This is a genomic window from Streptomyces tubbatahanensis (genome assembly GCF_022699385.1).
GTDB classification, from domain to species: Bacteria; Actinomycetota; Actinomycetes; order Streptomycetales; family Streptomycetaceae; genus Streptomyces; species Streptomyces diacarni.
The window spans coordinates 5,221,992-5,238,190 of sequence record NZ_CP093846.1 but is presented as its reverse complement, the minus strand read 5'-3'; the positions used below and the strand labels follow the sequence as shown (position 1 = coordinate 5,238,190).

General features: G+C 74.5%; 10 protein-coding genes and 1 pseudogene. All 11 read right to left on the bottom strand.

The window, feature by feature from the left end; genetic code table 11:
* Window positions 1-144 precede the first annotated feature (144 nt).
* The 11 genes and pseudogenes from fxsT to MMF93_RS22605 all read right to left on the bottom strand — a co-directional run bounded on the left by fxsT (window position 145) and on the right by MMF93_RS22605 (window position 16,187).
* A complete protein-coding gene (fxsT, locus tag MMF93_RS22655; protein ID WP_242754341.1) occupies window positions 145-3,162 on the bottom strand; it encodes an FxSxx-COOH system tetratricopeptide repeat protein in 3,018 nt (1,005 codons plus the stop codon).
* A gap of 59 nt (window positions 3,163-3,221) precedes the next feature.
* A complete protein-coding gene (locus MMF93_RS22650) occupies window positions 3,222-4,496 on the bottom strand; it encodes an aKG-HExxH-type peptide beta-hydroxylase (RefSeq protein WP_242754340.1) in 1,275 nt (424 codons plus the stop codon).
* Between the two features lie 567 nt (window positions 4,497-5,063).
* A complete protein-coding gene (locus MMF93_RS22645) occupies window positions 5,064-8,381 on the bottom strand; it encodes an SAV_2336 N-terminal domain-related protein (RefSeq protein WP_242754339.1) in 3,318 nt (1,105 codons plus the stop codon).
* Between the two features lie 7 nt (window positions 8,382-8,388).
* Window positions 8,389-9,459: an AAA family ATPase gene (locus MMF93_RS22640; protein WP_242754337.1), complete on the bottom strand. Its 1,071-nt coding sequence runs from the start codon at window positions 9,457-9,459 to the stop codon at window positions 8,389-8,391.
* Window positions 9,456-11,747, bottom strand: coding sequence for a VMAP-C domain-containing protein (locus MMF93_RS22635; RefSeq protein WP_242754335.1), 2,292 nt, complete (start codon window positions 11,745-11,747; stop codon window positions 9,456-9,458). The genes MMF93_RS22640 and MMF93_RS22635 overlap by 4 nt, the downstream gene beginning before the upstream one ends.
* A 470-nt stretch (window positions 11,748-12,217) precedes the next feature.
* Window positions 12,218-12,691 (bottom strand): CU044_2847 family protein, encoded by a 474-nt coding sequence (locus MMF93_RS22630; protein WP_242754333.1) that lies wholly within the window; start codon window positions 12,689-12,691, stop codon window positions 12,218-12,220.
* A 92-nt stretch (window positions 12,692-12,783) separates the two neighbouring features.
* Window positions 12,784-13,941: a PadR family transcriptional regulator gene (locus MMF93_RS22625; RefSeq protein WP_242754332.1), complete on the bottom strand. Its 1,158-nt coding sequence runs from the start codon at window positions 13,939-13,941 to the stop codon at window positions 12,784-12,786.
* A gap of 1 nt (window position 13,942) precedes the next feature.
* A complete protein-coding gene (locus tag MMF93_RS22620; protein WP_242754330.1) occupies window positions 13,943-14,914 on the bottom strand; it encodes a DUF4097 domain-containing protein in 972 nt (323 codons plus the stop codon).
* A 226-nt stretch (window positions 14,915-15,140) separates the two neighbouring features.
* The gene (locus MMF93_RS22615; RefSeq protein WP_242757718.1) at window positions 15,141-15,344 is read right to left on the bottom strand and encodes a DUF6104 family protein; all 204 of its coding nucleotides are present in this window, start codon (window positions 15,342-15,344) and stop codon (window positions 15,141-15,143) included.
* A gap of 99 nt (window positions 15,345-15,443) precedes the next feature.
* A pseudogene (locus MMF93_RS22610) lies at window positions 15,444-15,866 on the bottom strand (pyridoxamine 5'-phosphate oxidase family protein); the annotation flags it as partial.
* Between the two features lie 111 nt (window positions 15,867-15,977).
* Window positions 15,978-16,187, bottom strand: a complete 210-nt coding sequence (locus MMF93_RS22605; protein ID WP_242754328.1) for a hypothetical protein — start codon at window positions 16,185-16,187, stop codon at window positions 15,978-15,980.
* Between the last annotated feature and the right edge of the window lie 12 nt (window positions 16,188-16,199).

The following is a 16,199-nucleotide window of genomic DNA, read 5'->3' as shown; positions in this document are numbered from 1 at the left end:
GCCGCAGAAGCGCCCGAGGGCCCCCACCGCGACCGTGGTGGGGGCCCTCGGGCGTCCGGAGCCTCGGGCGGTCCGGAAGGCGCGCCGTCCGAGCCGCGTGCCTCCCGGGCTGATCCGGACCGGACCGGGCCGGACCGGGCCTGCTCAGCCCAGGTAGGGCTCGTAGTCCCAGTAAGGACGGGTGCGCTGCCGGGCGGAGAGGGTCTGCTGGTGCTGGGCGCCCAGGGAGCGGGTCAGGCGCTCCAGCGCGTCGCTCTCCACCGCGCGGGCCTCGTCGCGGCGGCGCAGGGAGCGCAGGTCGATGGCCTGGGCCACCATGCACGAAAGGGTGAGGGGATGGTCCTCGCCCAGCACGCGCCGGGAGCGCTCCAGCGTGTCACGGCTGAGCTCGTGGGCGTCCTCCAGCGCCTCGGCGAGGTGACGGCCGCCGCTGGTGTTCAACGCGCACCCGAGGGTGACGGGGTGGTCGGGGCCCAGCAGCGAGGTGACGCCGGCGAGGGCCTGCTCGAACATGTTCAGGGCGCCGTCGCGTTCGCCCTCGATCTGCAGGACGAGGCCCGCGTTGGACTGCATGGCGGTCGGCACCGGGTGCGCGGGCCCCAGCAGGGCGCGGAAGCCGTCCTCGGCCTCCGTCAGCAGCTCCCGTGCGAGCGTCAGATCGCCGTGCTCGCGCAGGAAGTTGCCGTAGTCCGTCATCAGGGACAGCGTCGTGTAGTGACCGCGGCTGTGCACCTGTTCCTGCTGGTCGAGCAGGAGCGCCATCGCGGTCGCGATGTCCTGCCGGGGTGTACCCGCGCGGCGCTGGCACAGCATCAGGTTGTGCCGGGCCATCAGCGTCTGCGGGTGCTGGGCCCCGAGCACCTGGAGCTGGAGCCGCATGGCGAGCTCCTGGCGGGCCAGCGCCTCCTGGTAGCGGCCCAGCAGGCGCAGGTCGCGGGCGCAGGAGTTGCCGCTGCCGAGCGTGTAGGGGTGGCGGGCGCGCAGCACCTGTTCGCGGGCGCGCAGGGTGTCCAGGTCGGTGTCGTAGGCCTCCTCGTAGCGGCCGAGCAGCCTGAGTCCGACGGCGAGGTTGTGCTGCGCCAGCAGGCTGGCGCCCTCATCCGGGCCGTAGAGCCTGCGGGCGACCTCGACGACTCTCTCCTGGCGTTGCAGCGCCTCGTCGTACTGTCCGAGCAGCCGCAGGTCGGCGGCCAGGCAGCTGGTGGCCTCCATGAGGGCCTCCTCGTAGGGGCCCTCGGAGCGGGGCACCTCGGCGAGGCGCTCCAGCCGGTCGGCGTCGAGAATCTGCGCCTCACGGAAGCGTCCGGCCGCGCGCAGCACGTTCCCCTGGAGGGTGGCGAGGGAGAGCATCTGCTGCGCGTCGGAGTCGAGGAACCTCTCCCACTCCGTGCGGATGCTGGCTGCCAGCTCGGCTCCGAGCGTGAACTCGCCCGAGTTGTAGCAGTAGCGCAGGCAGTTCAGCAGCATCTCCTGGACGCGGCGCTCCTTGCTGGAAGGCGCGATCGACGGCAGCAGGTGCGGCAGCAGCTCGGCGTAGCGGCCCCACTGGCGGCTGTCGTTCGGCGCGCCCGGGTCGGCCTCGACCAGCAGCCGGTGCACGGTGCCGCGGACGGCGTCGTTGTTGCGGCCCTGGGTCAGCTCGCTGATGACGCTGTGGACGACCTGGTGCATCAGCACCGAGTCGTTCTGCTCGCTCTCGCCGGCCTGGACGCGCGACTCGCGGGTGATCACCGAGTAGTTGACCAGCGAGTCGAGGGCACGCGCCCAGCTGGAGCGGTCGCTGGCGATCCACCGCAGGTTGTCGGGCAGTTCGGCGGCGGGGATGCCGCGCGCCAGGCCGAGCGGGATGCGTCCGGGGGCGAAGACCGCGCACAGGGAGAGCAGGTCGACGGCGCGCGGCTCGGACTTGCGCAGCTTGTTCAGCAGCATCGACCAGGAGGTCAGCGACGAGTACGGGTAGTCGTCCGGCATGGTGCCCGACTCCAGCCGGGTCAGCCCCACGCCGCGCACCATGCGCAGGTACTCGGGGACCTCCATGCCCTCCTCGCCCAGCCAGGCCGCTGCCTGGGCGAGCTGGAGCGGCAGGTCCTGGAACTCGCCGGCCACCTCGTCGGCCTGCTCGGCGGTGATGTGCGGGGCGCGGCGCATCAGGTAGCCGGTGGACTCGGCGCGGCGGAAGGCGGCGATCTGCTTGATGTCGGTGGCGGCGCGCCAGCTCTTGTTGCGCGAGGTGATCAGGACGTGGCCGCTGCCGCCGTGCGGCAGGAAGGTGGCGGCTTCCTCCGGGTCCTCCCAGCCGTCGAAGATGAGCAGCCACCGCCCCGAGGGCGTGTTCTTGCGCAGCGCCTCCCGCACGGTACGCAGCCGCTCGCCGACGTCGCCCGCGCGGTCGAGCCCGAGTTCGACGGCGAGCTGCCCGAACGTCTCGCGCTGGGTGTTGCGCTGGTCGCAGTTGACCCACCAGACGACGTCGTAGTCAGGGCCGAAGCGGTGCGCGTACTCGGCCGCGATGTGCGTTTTGCCGATGCCCGCCATGCCGACGAGCGCGCACACGGCCGCGCCCTGCTCCGCGTCCATCAGCCGCTCCTGGAGCTCGTTGAGGATCACGTCGCGGCCCGTGAAGCGCCCGTTGCGGCGCGGCACCTCCCCCCACACGTCCGGCGGGTCGTTGGGGTAGCGGCTGGTGTAGCCGGTCTGCGCCGCGGGCGCGCGGCGCGGGCTGAGCCCCAGCCGGTTCAGCAGCCTGCGCTCGGCCTCCTCCTCGCCGACGCCCCACAGGTTGACCGGCTCCAGCACCGCGGTGGCCGGCAGCAGCTCGCGGTTGGTGAGGTTGACGGCGGCGAACCGGTCGGCGTGCTCGGCCACATAGCCGCGCAGCACCGTGTTCCAGTCGGCCTCGGTGCGCGGGCCGAGCTGGAGGAACACGTCGCTGATGACCAGCAGCACGCGACCGGAGGCCAGCTGGAGGTCGCCCAGCGCTTCGTGCAGCGGCTGCTCGCGGTCCGGGTCCCAGCGCTGGAGCGTGGTGCGGTGGCCGTGACTCTCCAGCCGGTGCGCGATCCAGTGGCCCCAGGCGCGGTGGTAGCCGGGGAAGACCACCACGAAGTGCTCGGACTCGCCTCCGGGCGGGGTGCCCCGAGCCGGTTCCCGCTGAGCGACCATGCCTGCGTTCTCCCTCGTCCAGCAGCCGTCGTCACCCGGGGGCGACCTGTACGGCAAGACTACCCAAAGTGACCGTTTGTGAGCTTGTCGGCAGCGACGGCGACGCCGCGGGCGTCCCGGCCGCCTGAGGCGGTGAGCCGCGCGTGGCGGCGGCGCATCCCCTCCACGAACTCTGTGCCCTGGCGGGTCAGTTGACCAGAGCCCAGAAGGAGGAAAAGAGCATGGTCGACCTGGGTGAGGTAGTCCGCGCGGCGGCCCCGCGCGGCCGCCCGCTCGGCGGGCGTTGCCGCGGCACGGCGGGCGAGCCGGTCCCACAGGTCGGCCAGGGCGAGGTGCGCGTAGGTGCCCTGCAGTACGGCGTCCAGCGGCCTGGGGTCGCTGCGCCAGCCGACCTGGAAGACCGCTTCCGTGCCCGGCCTGCTGAGCCGCACCACGCCTTCGAGAACGGCGAGTTTGCTGTGCTGCACCTCGTGGACGAGGACCTCCGCCAGCTCCTCCGGCGTGTGCGGGCGCGTCGCCAGCACCGCCCAGGGCGCGGCCATCCGGGTCGCGCTGGCGCGCCCTTGGGGCTTCCACAGCACGGGGACCAGGGAGCGCACCAGTCCGGTGACCTCTGCCGCGCGCTCCCGGTCGGCCTCCCGCAGCAGGCGGAGAGCCCGCTTCCACATCCGGTGCCACGCGTCCGCCTCGCCGGGCGCTCCGAGGGTGACGGGCCGCAGCCCGCCGAGACCCGCGTGGCGCGTCCCGTCGCCCAGATGGGGGTCGCGGTCGTCCAGGACCGCGAAACCGCCCGCCAGGCCCCGCAGCGGACGCCAGGGGGCCTGCTCCGCGTCGTATCCGTGGCCGAGGACGGCGGCACGCGGCAGGCGGACCGTGCGGCCGCCCTGCGGGGTGAAGGACACGCCGCCGCCCGCCGCTTCGAGACGGACGCACGGGGCGTCCGTGAGGTACGTGCCAAGGCCCGGCAGCGTCAGCCGTCCCCGGGGGGCCGGCAGGTCGAGCCCGAAGGCGGTTCCGGCGGTCGTGGCGACGGCGGCGGCGAGCGGCCCGGAGCCGGCGAGCGCCGTGGGCAGTCCCTCAGGGCCGGCCTCCAGGGTCCGCGCGAGCCAGTTGCCGACGGCGGGATAGCCGAGCGCCGAGCGCGCGGCGGCCGGGTCGTGGGACTCGGCCTGCTCCAGCAGCGCCCAGTGCGCGTCCAGCACGCGGGCGGTCCGCTCGGGCGGACGGGCGCGCTCCACGCGCGTCAACAGCGCCTTGAGCAGGACGAGACGCCGCGAGTGCAGCCAGGCGCCCAGCTCCGCCGCCTCCCCGGGCAGCGGTCTGGTCTCTCCCATCCGGCGCAGTTGGAGGTCCGGTATGTCGAATGGCGTCATCGCGGCGGGTCACAGCGGGTTCTGGCGACCCGCTCCGCGCCCTCCCGCGGTACCCGTCCGGCCGTAGGCGCCCTGCGCAGAGCCGGAGATTGTCCGAAACACGCTCTTCCGTTCCCCCGCCCGGGACGCGCCCGACGGGGCGGCGTCCTCCGTGTGCTTGCCGTTCCCGCCGTTCGTGCCGGATCTCCACATCCGCGACAGTTCTCCCCCGTCGCGAAGGGTGTTCTCCACCACGGCCGTGACGGCAGGATCGTCGCAGGTCCTCAGCGCGCGTAGAGTCACGCCCGTCAGGTCGGGCAGAGGCGGCGTTGCCGCTTCGGTCTGAGGGCCCGGGCCACGGGACGTGCCATCGGTCCGCACGGCCACGCTCTTCTCCTCCCCTAGAACCCCGCCCAGGGGGCGGTAGCCACGGATGGTTTTCCTTTCCCGTAGCAGGTATCCGGAAACACGTTCGCAGTACACGACCGTCGCATTCGGCCGCTCCTCACGCCACGGCACACGTACGACGCACCTCGTCGGACCCCCGGATCACCCCCCCGACGCGCGCCCCGATTCGGCCACCCGGGCCCTGGTGTCACGCACCTCGTCCCACGGAACATCAGCCAGGTGGCCCGCCAGCAGCTGCCATTCGGCGTCCGCCGCGCGGTAGTCGGCCAGCGCGTCCACCTCGCGGCCCTGTGCGCGGTGGAAGTCGCCGCGCGCGTGCAGCGCCCTGGCCACCGTCAGGGACCCGCGCTCGTGGACGCCCGCCACCTCCTCCAGCGCGCTGGTGAGCTCCGCGCCCGCCTGCTGGGACTGCGGCGTCCCCGCGGGGAACAGGGCACGGGCCCTGCCCAGCCGCAGCCACGCCTGCGCCCGGCTCTCCGCGTCCGCGCCCTGCCGGGCCGCCTGCTCCAGCAGATGGCAGCCCTCGTACAGATCGGGCCTGAACTCCTCCGCGTCATAGCGCAGCAGCAGCACGCGGCCCAGCAGCAGTGCCGCACGGGCCACCGCGGGGCTGCCCGTCGGTGCGCGGGTGAGCGCCTCGCGCAGGATGCCCTCGGCGCGGGAGAGGTCGCCCGCGCCGGTGAGCAGCATCTCCCCCCACTCGGTGAGCAACTCGCCGCGCTGGACGCTGTCCGGCGGGGTGAACCGTTCGGCTTCGGTGTACGCCTGGGCGGCGGCCCCCCAGTCGTGGGTCTCGCGCAGCACGCGGGCGCGTTCCCTGGCACAGCGCAGCCGCAGGCCCGTCCGCTCCCCCGCGACCGCGTCAGCCCGCGTCAGCACCTCCAGGCGTTCCTCGGGCGGCGCGCCGCTCAGCCGCAGCGCGGACGCCAGGTCGAGCAGGACACCGCAGCGCTGGGCCGCCACCTCCTCGCGGCGCTCCGTGGCGGTGGCAGAACGGCCCGAGGGGCTGCCCTGCCGGACGGAGGGCGGGTTCCGCCGCGTGGCCGCGTCCCCTCCGGGCGGTGACGCGGCGGGCTCGGGCACCCGCGTGGACGCCTCCAGCGGGGTGACCGGCTCGGTACCCGCGCCGTCCTTGCGACGGCCGTCCTCCGCCGACCGGCCGGAGGACGGAGCCGCGGGGTCGGTGGGGGCGCTGGAGTGCTCGGGGGTCCCGGGCGCGCGGTCAGCCAGCATGTCGCTCACTTCGCGGAGTTCGCTGACGGCCTCGAGGGCCGCCCTGTGGCGGTGTTCGGGTGCTGCGTGGGCCAGCGCGAGCAGCACCCGGCCCAGCCGGAGTTTACGGGTCAGCTCGGCGTCCGGCGGCAGCGCCGGGTCCGCCGTGTCCCCCGTGAGGCGGCCGGCCAACGAGCGCAGCAGCCGCTCCGCGCGCAGCAGATGCCGCACCCCTCCGCGGGCCTGCCACAGGTCGTTCTCGACACCGGCCCGCTCCAGCAGGGTGGCGGGGGCGTCGTCCGTCAGCAGTTCGGCGGCGTCCCGCAGCAGCGGTTCGGCGCCCTGCGGGCTGCGCCGTTGGGCGGCCGTCCCCGCGAGGGCGCGCAGGACGCGGCCGAGGGCCAGCCGGGCGCGCGGGCTGTCCCGGTCGGCGGCGCGTGCGGCCTCCCCCACCGAACGGGCCCTGTACAGCAGTTGGATGTCCCGTTGGGCCCGCCACTGGCCCAGCAGCCGCTCGGCTTCGGCCACCTGGTCGGCCGCGTGCGCGTCGGGCAGGTAGAAGCGCACCACCTCGGCGGGGATGGTGGCGAACAGCTCGTCGACCTCGTCGTCGTCCCGCGGCGAGACCAGCGGCGCTTCCTCGTCCTCCCCGGTGAGCTGGGCGACGGCCAGGGCCGCGAAGTTGCGGGTGCCCTTGCCGAACCGCTGCTCCACATGGTCGGACAGGTGTTTGAGCATGAGGACGGCCGCGCTCTGGTCCAGCGACTGGAGCAGCAACTCCCGCACGCCCGGCGCGAACGTGTACCGCGGCCCGTACGCGGACGCCTCCCCCTCGCACTCCTCCCCGGGCAGCCGCGTCAGCAACCCCGAGAGCAGGACCTCTGCCAGCTCCATCGGGCCCGTGTCCGGCAGCATCGCCTCCTGCACGAGGTGGATGACCGGCAGCAGCAGCGGGACGACGGACAGGTGCAGGGCCAGGTCCAGCGCACCGGGCGAGGCGGTGTTGCGGAACTCCCTCAGCAGCGTGCGCGGCGGAACGCCACCCGGCGCGGCGCGCGGCGGCGGCATCGCCGGGTGCCGTGGCAGCACCCAGGCGGCGGCCCCCGGGACCGCGCGCTCACCACCGCTGCCCAGCAACCGCGCCCAGTTGCCCAGCGCCTCGGGCGTCGGCAGCAGCACGGGCACGGCCACCGCGTCGGCGGGCGGCAGCGGACCATACCCCTCGGGCTCGAACGTGACGCGCCCGCCGGAGCCGCGCTCCCGCAGCAGCGTCCCCGGCTCGGCCGGCAGCGCCGTGCGCGGCCACAGGCGGGGCGGCAGCGGCTGGACGACGGCCAGCGGGGAGCGCCCTGACCAGTGGTGCAGCAGCCGCTGGGCGCGGCCGTCCTGCCACAGCGCCCCCACGCAGTCGCTGACGACCAGGGTGAGCCGCCGGCCCGTGGTGTCGCGGTACTGGTCCGCGGGGCGCAGCCGCGTGCTGCCGTCGGCCGGTCCCGTGCCGATGAGCGGGGAACCGTCACGGGCGCGGTAGAGGTAGCGGACCTGCACGTCGCGGAAGACGCCGAGCTGTTCGAACGTCTGGCGCAGCCGCTCCAGCGTGGGCTGCCACACGGACGCGGTCGGCGAGGCGTCCATGATGAGCTGGATCTCGCTGTAGCGGCGGATCGCGGTGCCGAAGACGGGCAGCACCGTGGCGGAACGGGCGCTCAAATCCGCGGTGGCGGCCTCATCCAGCCCTCCCGTCGCCGGGGGGAGCGGCGGCCGGTAGCCGTGCAGCGGGCGCAGCGCGTGCTGCAACTCCAGCAGCCCGGACAGTGACCCCGCCGCCGGGGCGCGCACCGGGAAGCCGGGGGACGGCGCGCCCCCGTGCCGGCGCGGCGCGAACAGCGACACCGGCGCCGTCCGCTCGGTGGCCGCCGCCGGTGCCTCGTCAGGCTCCGTCTCCTCGTCCTCGTGCGTCGGCGGTGCGGACGGCTGCGGAGACGGCGCTCCGCTCTCGGCCCTGGGCGAGCCGGTGGCGCCCGCGGCGGCGTCCGCCTGCCCGGGGGCGGTGAACCGCGCCAGCCACAGCGCCTCGGCCACTTCCTCGGACGAGGGCTCCCAGCCGGCGGCCCGCAGCCGCGCCACCAGCTGAGCCACCTCGCCCTCGGCCAGGGCCTCCTGGACGGCCGTGGAGGGGCGCGGCGGGGTCGCCTCGGACCGCGCACGGCCACGCGGCCGTCGCGGCGGGGGCGGCGCCGGGCTCATCAGCGGGTCACCTCGGGCGATCGAGGGGGCGCAGCAGCATCTCGGCGAGCCGGTCGCGGGTGACCCTCTCGACGCCCGAGGCGCGCTGTGTCAGGAACAGTGCGTTGAGCAGCTGGTCGGTGGCGATGACCTGCCCGGGCTCGCGGCGCAGGAACCGCTGAACCAGCTCGGCGCCCTCCTCAAGCGCCTCTTCTCCCAGATGTGCGGAGACCATCGCGGCGAGCTGCTTGTCGCCCGGCGGTTTGAGGTCGAGCTGGATGCACCGGCGCAGCAGCGCGGCCGGGAAGTCCCGCTCGCCGTTGGAGGTCAGCACGATGAACGGGAACGCCGTGCACCGCACCCGCCCGCCCTCGATGGGGACCTTGTCGCCGTCCGCGGTCAGCACCTCGGTGACCGGCTCGCGGTCGGCGATGCGCTCCAGCTCCGGAATGGTGAACTCGCCGTCCTCCAGGACGTTGAGCAGGTCGCTGGGCAGGTCGATATCGCTCTTGTCCAGCTCGTCGACGAGCAGCACCCGGGGCAGCGGCACCCCGTCGGGGCCCTCCTGCGCGGGCAGCAGCGCCGTGCCCAGCGGGCCCAGCCGCAGATACGACCCGATCGGGGGACGGGCGGGCGCCGAGTCGCTCGCGCCGGCCACGGCACGGTCCAGCTGGACGTCCTGGAGTCTGCCGATCGCGTCGTAGTGGTAGAGCCCGTCCGCCAGCGACGTACGGCTGACGATCGGCCAGCGGAGCACCCGGCCGAGACCCAGCTCGTGCGCGACCGCGTGCGCGAGCGTCGACTTGCCGGTGCCCGGGTTGCCGGTGACCAGGAGGGGGCGGCGCAGATACAGCGCCGCGTTGACCGCCTCCACCTCCTCGGGCCGCGGATGCAGGCTCTCCACCAGGCGCCGCCGCGCGCCCAGCCGCCGCGCGGTGTCGGCGCCTTCGGTGTCGTCGGCGTCGTCACCCTCCGCGCCGTTCGGGCTGTCGGGTCCGGTGCCGGCACCGGTGAAGTCGCGCCACGGGGGCGGCTCGGGCAGCCCCCGCACACCCTCGTGCGGCACACCCGCGCCGCGGTAGATGCGCCAATCGCTCACGATGTGCTCCTCAACGCTGTCGACTGCCTGGGCATGAGCGGTGGTTCGCGCAACGGTTCGTCCCCAATGGTCCTGTGGGGCGGATCGTAAAGCAGGACGATATGCCGTGCCCAGGCCGCTGGGTGGTCAATTGGCGCACTGTTCACGCCAGTTGCTCCTTCCGTGTCCCAGCTCCCCCCGTCGCCCAGGTCGGCGTTGGTGTTCCGCAGCGCCCTGATCTCCTGCGGAAGCTGCCGCGCCGAGTGGACCTGGCGCAGCAGCGCGGCGGCCCGCTCGTGGAACTCCTCGCAGTCGTCGTGGTCGTGCTGGTCGCCGCACGAGTGCCGCCACAGCGCCACCGCGTGCCCCGCGCCGAGCGCCGCCGCCATGGCGCGGGCCCCCGGGCCGCTGCCCGCCCGCGCGCAGTACACGGGAACGGCACCGGGCGGCGCGGCCAGCAGCCGCCCGTATGCGGCCTGCCCGCCCTCGGGCGCCGACGCGCCGTGCCCGGACACGGGCACCTCGCGCCGCAGCGGCACGGCCTCCATCGGGCCACCCAGCACCGCGGCGGCCCTGGCCCGGGCCTCCGGGGTGAACCCGTGGTCCCTGCGCGACCTGTCACGCACCACGACCAGGCGGCGCTGCCCCAACGGCACAGCGTGCGGATTGAACGGATCGTCAGGATCGTAGGGACGCACCCGCCACTCGTCCACCGGCTCGTCGAAGAGCGCGCGCGGCAGCAGGAACTCCACCGCCGCCAGGTGATCGTCCACGTCGCACTGGTCGAGCGCCTGGGACAGCGCACCGCGCACGGCCTCCTCCAGCCGGGAGCGCGGCACCTCCTCGCGGCTCTGGTCGACGATGGACTCCTCCCGCTCCCCGTCCTCCTCGGTCTCATCCACGCCGTCGTCACCGGCCAGCAGCTCGTCCTTGTCGGCCGAGCGGACCAGCAGCACCCGCCAGGCGTGCCGTCCTGAGCCGTAGATGTCGGGCTCCACCTCCACCAGCACGTTGGCCCTGGCCGCCGACGCGGGACGGTGGCTCTCCAGCACGGTGGGGACGCGGGCTCTGATCACGTCGTTGAGCAGCGTGTGCGCGGTGCGCTCCACCCAGCCGCGCAGCTCCGCCAGGGCGCGCGCCGCATGCGGCGACGCCGCCACACCCGAACGGGTGAGTGCGGCGACCACCTTGGCGGCGTACAGCACCACCGCCTCCAGGGCCAGGTCGGGCGAGGGCTCCTCCGCCGCCGCGTCGCTGTCCCGTGGCTCGTAGAGCAGGCCCGCGCCCTCCCGCCAGGAGCGCGGGTCGTGCTCGTTCAGGGTGTAGGGGAGGCGCAGCACCATGTCCCGCGCCTCGTTGGCCAGTTGCAGCACCTGTCCGGCGCCCGTCGGCGGCTCCACCTCGGCGAACAGCGCATACAGCTCCGCTCGCCTGTCCACCGTGAACCCGTAGGCCGGCTCCCCGCCCATGGGGCCCAGCCGCGCGTGCTGGCGATACCAGCTGTGCCCGAACCCGTGATAGCGCCGCAGGTGATAGCGGTCGTGCGCGGACAGCACCTCGTGCAGCACCCGCGCCCCTCGCGGCCCCGCGTCGCACAGCCTGCGCAGCGCCGTGACCCGCGTGGCCACCCCGGTGTGCGGGCGGGAGCCCTTGCCCTTGCTGACGCCGAGCACCGCACCGCGCCGCTCGTCCAGCACCGGGCCGCCCGAGCAGCCTTCCGTCAACTCGTCACCGCTGAGCATCAGGGGGCGGCCCCGCACGCCCGTGGCCGTCGCCAGCCCCGTGAAGAACATCTGCTCGCCGCGCTCCGGGCCCGGCACCCAGCCGTACAGCCCGATGGCGGCCGGGGTGAGGGCCGAGCGGTCGCTCAGCCACAGGCAGTCCACATCCGTCGCGTCCGGCACCCGAACGAGGGCCAGATCGGGGAACGGCCACGGCGCCGGCGGCTCTTCGGGGTTGTCGGGCAGCGGCAGCCCGAACGCGAGCTCGCCGAGGAGCACCGTGCTCTGCGCGTCGTCGCCGACCGTGATGCCGATGGCGCGATCCCCCCTCCACACGCTCGCGGCGCCCTTGCCGACGACATGGGCACACGTGAGGACCCAACCAGGCGCGACGAAGAACCCGCTCCCCCAGAACGAGCGCCGCCCCGCGAGGGGCGCGGCGATCCCGCGCACTTCGTCACCGCTCACTCCGTCACCGCGGCCGCCGCTGACGCCGCCGCCGCTGCTTCCGTCGTACCCCTCGGGCGGTGCCCCGATGCGCACGACGGAAGCGCGAACGGAGTCGGCGAGGCCCGTGGGGGCGTTCACGCGGCACAGGGCGCGCACAGCAGCACGCCGAATCGTGGCCTCCCGCACCGCGCGGCTCGCACTCCGGTCACAGCACTCCCCCCTCTACGCCCCGTTCCCCCGTCACTTCCTTCTGTGAGATGCCTGAGGTAGCAGGCTAGTCCCCGGGTCCGACAGACGGGAGAGGCGGCGCCCCGGCATCCCCCGCACAGCCCGTACTCACCGCGGGGGACGGCCACTCCCCCGCGTGCGCACCCGGGTTCGCGTGCGCACCCGAACCCGGGCCGAGGCCGGGCCGAGGCCGGGCCGAGGCCGGGTGCCGCGCCCGGGTGCCGCGCCCGGACGACGGGCGGCCCTACCCGGCGGTGGGCGGCCCGGCCCAGACGGTGGGCGGCCCAGCCCGGCGGAGGGCAGCCCGGTCCAAAGCGGATCGGCGGCCCAACCCGGCGAAAGAGCTCGCAGCTTGACCGCGCTTCACCCGCGCCCGCGCGTCACCCGCCCTGCGGCGCGGTGCCGCCCTGCGGCGCGGTGCCGGGTGTGGCGGTGCCGTCCGCGGTCCGTGTGGCTCCCGTCGTGCCGTCCCCACCGTCACCGCCGTCCTCGCCGTCACTGTCCCGCTGGTGCGCCGCGTGCCACGTGAGGGTGACCGAGACCGAGGCCTTGGCCTCCCCGTCGGCGAGGACGGCCGCGAGGGCCTTACCCGACTTGACGGCCAGCTCGACGCCGAACGTGGCGCTGACCTCGTCCGGGCGGGCCTGGCGTGCCGCCCTCAGCACGGCCGATCCGACACCGCTGATCACTTCGTTGAGCTGCTGGGCCCGCGCGATGAGCTGGTCCCGTGTGCCCACGTCGTCGTACTGGAACTCGTCGGCCCCCGGCGGGACCTCGTCCTCGTCCAGGACCCGGACCTGTGCCAGCAGGGTCTCACCGCCCGGCAGCGTGATCTCCCGGATCTCCCGCTTCATACGTCCCCCTCGCCGCTCGCACCCCAACGGCCCTGCGCCGCCCTCCTATTGAACATCCACGGCTGCTGCTCGCGCGAGCGTGGGCGGCGGCGTCATGCGCCGGGCGAGCCCCTCTTCCCCTCCGCCCCGCTCGCCCCATGGACGCCGTCCGTCGCCTTGGACGCGGTGGTCGTGCCGGCCGTGGCACCGTCCGCTCCCGCCTCGGCTCCGCGCAGCAGAACACCGATATGGGCGGCGGCCGTCGACAGGTGGCGGCGCACCTCGCGCAGTTGCCCTTCGTTGACGCCGTGATCGCGGGCGGCGTCACGCACGTCGTCCCGGAAGCGGTCGAGGAGCCGTTCGAGATCGCGGGCCGGGTCACCCGTGGAATCGGCCATCGGGGCCTCGGCCTCGGCGTCCGGGTCGCTACCGGCCGGGTGCGGGCGTACGTACGGCGGCCAGGGCGTGGCCGCTCCCGTCATCCGCCCCAGGCTGCCCATGCCGCGGGCGAGCTCGGACATGCCGTCGCGAACGGCCCCCGACCAGTCGCCCGCCTGCACTCGGGACTGCACCTGATCCTGCACCTGGTGGGCGAGCCGCTGCACCTCGGCCAGCGCCTCGGTGTGGGCCTCCCGCTCCTTCCTGGCCTGGCGCTTGGCGCGCTGCGCCTCCTCCTTGGCCTTGCGGGCCTGCTCCTTCCACTCGTCCTTGGCCCGGCGCATCTCCTCCTTGGCGTGCCGCCACGCCTCCTTGTCGCCCCAGACCCCCTCCCAGCCCTCGCCCCAGCCGTCGTCCCAGCCGGCGGGCTTGTCCCACCCCGAGGTGGCGTCCTTCACAGATCCCGAGGTGGCGTCCTTCCCCGAGCGGGCCTGCTTCGACCGGTGGCGGGTGGTCCGTGCCTGCTCGCGCATCTCGCGGCGCAGGTCGCCCGCCGTCCCGCTGACGTCCTCGCGGATGTCGCCGGCGAGCGCCGCCACGGAGTCGCGAATCTCGATCTCCAGCTCGGCCAGTTCCGCCTGCCGGCCGTCGAGTTCGGCCCGGCCTGCCTCGGTGATGGCGTACACCTTGCGGCCGCCCTCGGTCGTGTGGCTGACGAGCCCCTCGGCCTCCAGCTTGGCCAGCCGCGGGTAGACGGTGCCGGCCGAGGGCGCGTACAGGCCCTGGAAGCGCTCTTCGAGGAGACGGATCACCTCGTAGCCGTGGCGCGGCGCCTCGGCGAGGAGCATCAGCAGATACAGGCGCAGTCGGCCGTGCGCGAAGACGGGGGGCATGTCACAGATCCTTCGGCGAGGAGGGGTTGCCACGGGTCGCGAAGCCATCCGGAGGTCCGGGCGGGCGGGTGCCGCCGGCCGCCCCTGCCCCCTGGGCGGCGCCGACACGGTCGCCGGAAGGCGGGCCCTCCCCCGGGCCGTCCGCCTCGGGCGGGCGGCGGAGCAGCGCCACACCGCCGGAGACGTTGTTGGCCCACAGGGTGCCGCGCCCGCCGCCCAGGGCGCCGGTCAGCCTGCGGCAGCCCCAGCCGGTGGTCGTCAGCTCGTCGAAGGCGCTGGAGACGGCGCCGCCGCCCGCGCTCTGCGCCTCCACCGTCAGGTCGGCGTCGGCGGGCAGCCTGACGGCCAGCTCACCCGAGACGCTGTTCAGCCGGATGTCCGCGGGGCCGTCCGCCCGGGAGGAGCTCAGATCGAGGATCATCGCGCCGCTGACCGAGTCGGCGGTGAGCGCGCCGAGGGCGCCGTCGACGCACGTCAGGTCGCCGGAGACCGTGGAGAAGCGCAGCGGCCCCGACAGCCGCTGCGTCTCGACGTCCCCCGAGACGGTCTCGGCCGTCACCGGACCCCGCAGTCCGACGAGTGTCGTCGCACCCGAGACGCCGGCCACCTGTGTGCTGCCGTGGATGCCGGAGACGACGGCGGTGGCCCCCACCACTCCGACCGACAGCGCGACATCCGCCGGCACCCGCACCGACACCTCCGCCTTGCGACGCCGGCCCTTGCGGTCGAGCCACTTGAGGAAGCCGCCCCAGGGCAGGTCCTCGTAGGCGACGACCAGCCGGCCGCCCTCACGTCGCACGAGCAGGGGCGGCCCCTCGACCTTGCCCACCTCGACGCGGGTGGCCGTCTCCTGGGTGCCGACCACGTTGACCGTCCCGCCCACCACGCGCACGTCCAACTCCGTGACGGGGTCCTCGAAGTCGATCCGCCACGGCTCGGTGATCTGCCACGACCGGTCGTCGGATACGGGCACGGCGGCCTCCCAGGCTCGGCGCTGCCGTACGCGCGGCGCGGCGCGGCGCGCGGCCACGGCACATCGCGCGGCTGCGCGACACCCCGCCTGCGCCTCCGCACACGGCAACGTCATATCGCGTCTCTCGAAGAACACGATATGTCGTGTGTCGCGACAGACGCAACCCCCCTCGCGAGTGAGGGCGGCGGGCCCGGCCGCCCCCGGGCGACCCTCGGCGCCGGCGCCTTCAGTCCTCGTTCTCGTCGTCGTCGTCCTCGTCGTCCTCGTCGTCCAGTCGCGCCAGCCAGGTGGCGAGCCGCTCCACCGGAACCTCGAAGTCCGGGTTCAGATCGACGAAGGTCCGCAGCTGCTCGGACAGCCACGCGAGGCTGACCTCTTCCTCGCCGCGCCTCTTCTCCAGCTCTTCGATGCCACGGTCGGTGAAGTACACGGTTCTGCTCCTGGTCGGATGCGTGACCGCGGGGCGGTCACGGGACAACGGGCGCGGCCTGCGGCCGTCGTCCCAGGGTATGCCGGGCCGGGAGGGCACATAGCTGAGGTCCTTGGCCACCAGCCGGTCCGGGCGCAGGCGCAGCCACACCGTGCCGCGCTGCTCGGGGTCGTCGCGGAGGTAGCGGACGAACCGCTCGTCCCAGCCGGCCTCGTCGGGGCCCAGGTACCGGCTCAGTTTCCGCCGGCCCCGCGGCACGTCGAAGGGCACCACCTCAGCGGTGCCCCGCCCGATCACCTGGCGGACCAACCCGGTGGCCAGGTCGCACTCGTCCACGACCAGCGCCACTCGGGGCTCCTTCCGCACCAGCGGGAGCAGCCGCGCCCAGGGGCCTGTGAGGATCCAGAACGCGCCGTCCTCCCACAGGAACCAGGCCGGCCGCACCGTCGGCCCCGTCGCTCCGTGGGTGGCGACCCGCGCCGTCAGGGGCCGCTCCAGGAAGGCGTCGACATCGAAGTCCATGCTCTCCTCCGTGCCCGCGCGTCGGACCCGGCACTCCCGGCCGCACGGTCGTGGCGCAGGCCCCCGGTCGTCGCGCGGCCCTCACACCGTCGCGGCGGGGCCATCCCTTCGTCACTCGTGTCGCCCGACGGCGTCCGACGCGGCGCCGACCGCGAGGCCCAGGGCGATGAGCAGCACGCAGACGTAGATCTCGTAGCCGTCGAGGAAGGCGAGGTGGTCGACGAGGGCCCACTTGTCGAACCAGCCGATGAACATGTGGGCGATGCCGCCCGCTCCCTGCGCGATGAGGACGAAGGCGACGAAGCCGAGAAGTTTCTTCATACCCGCAGACTG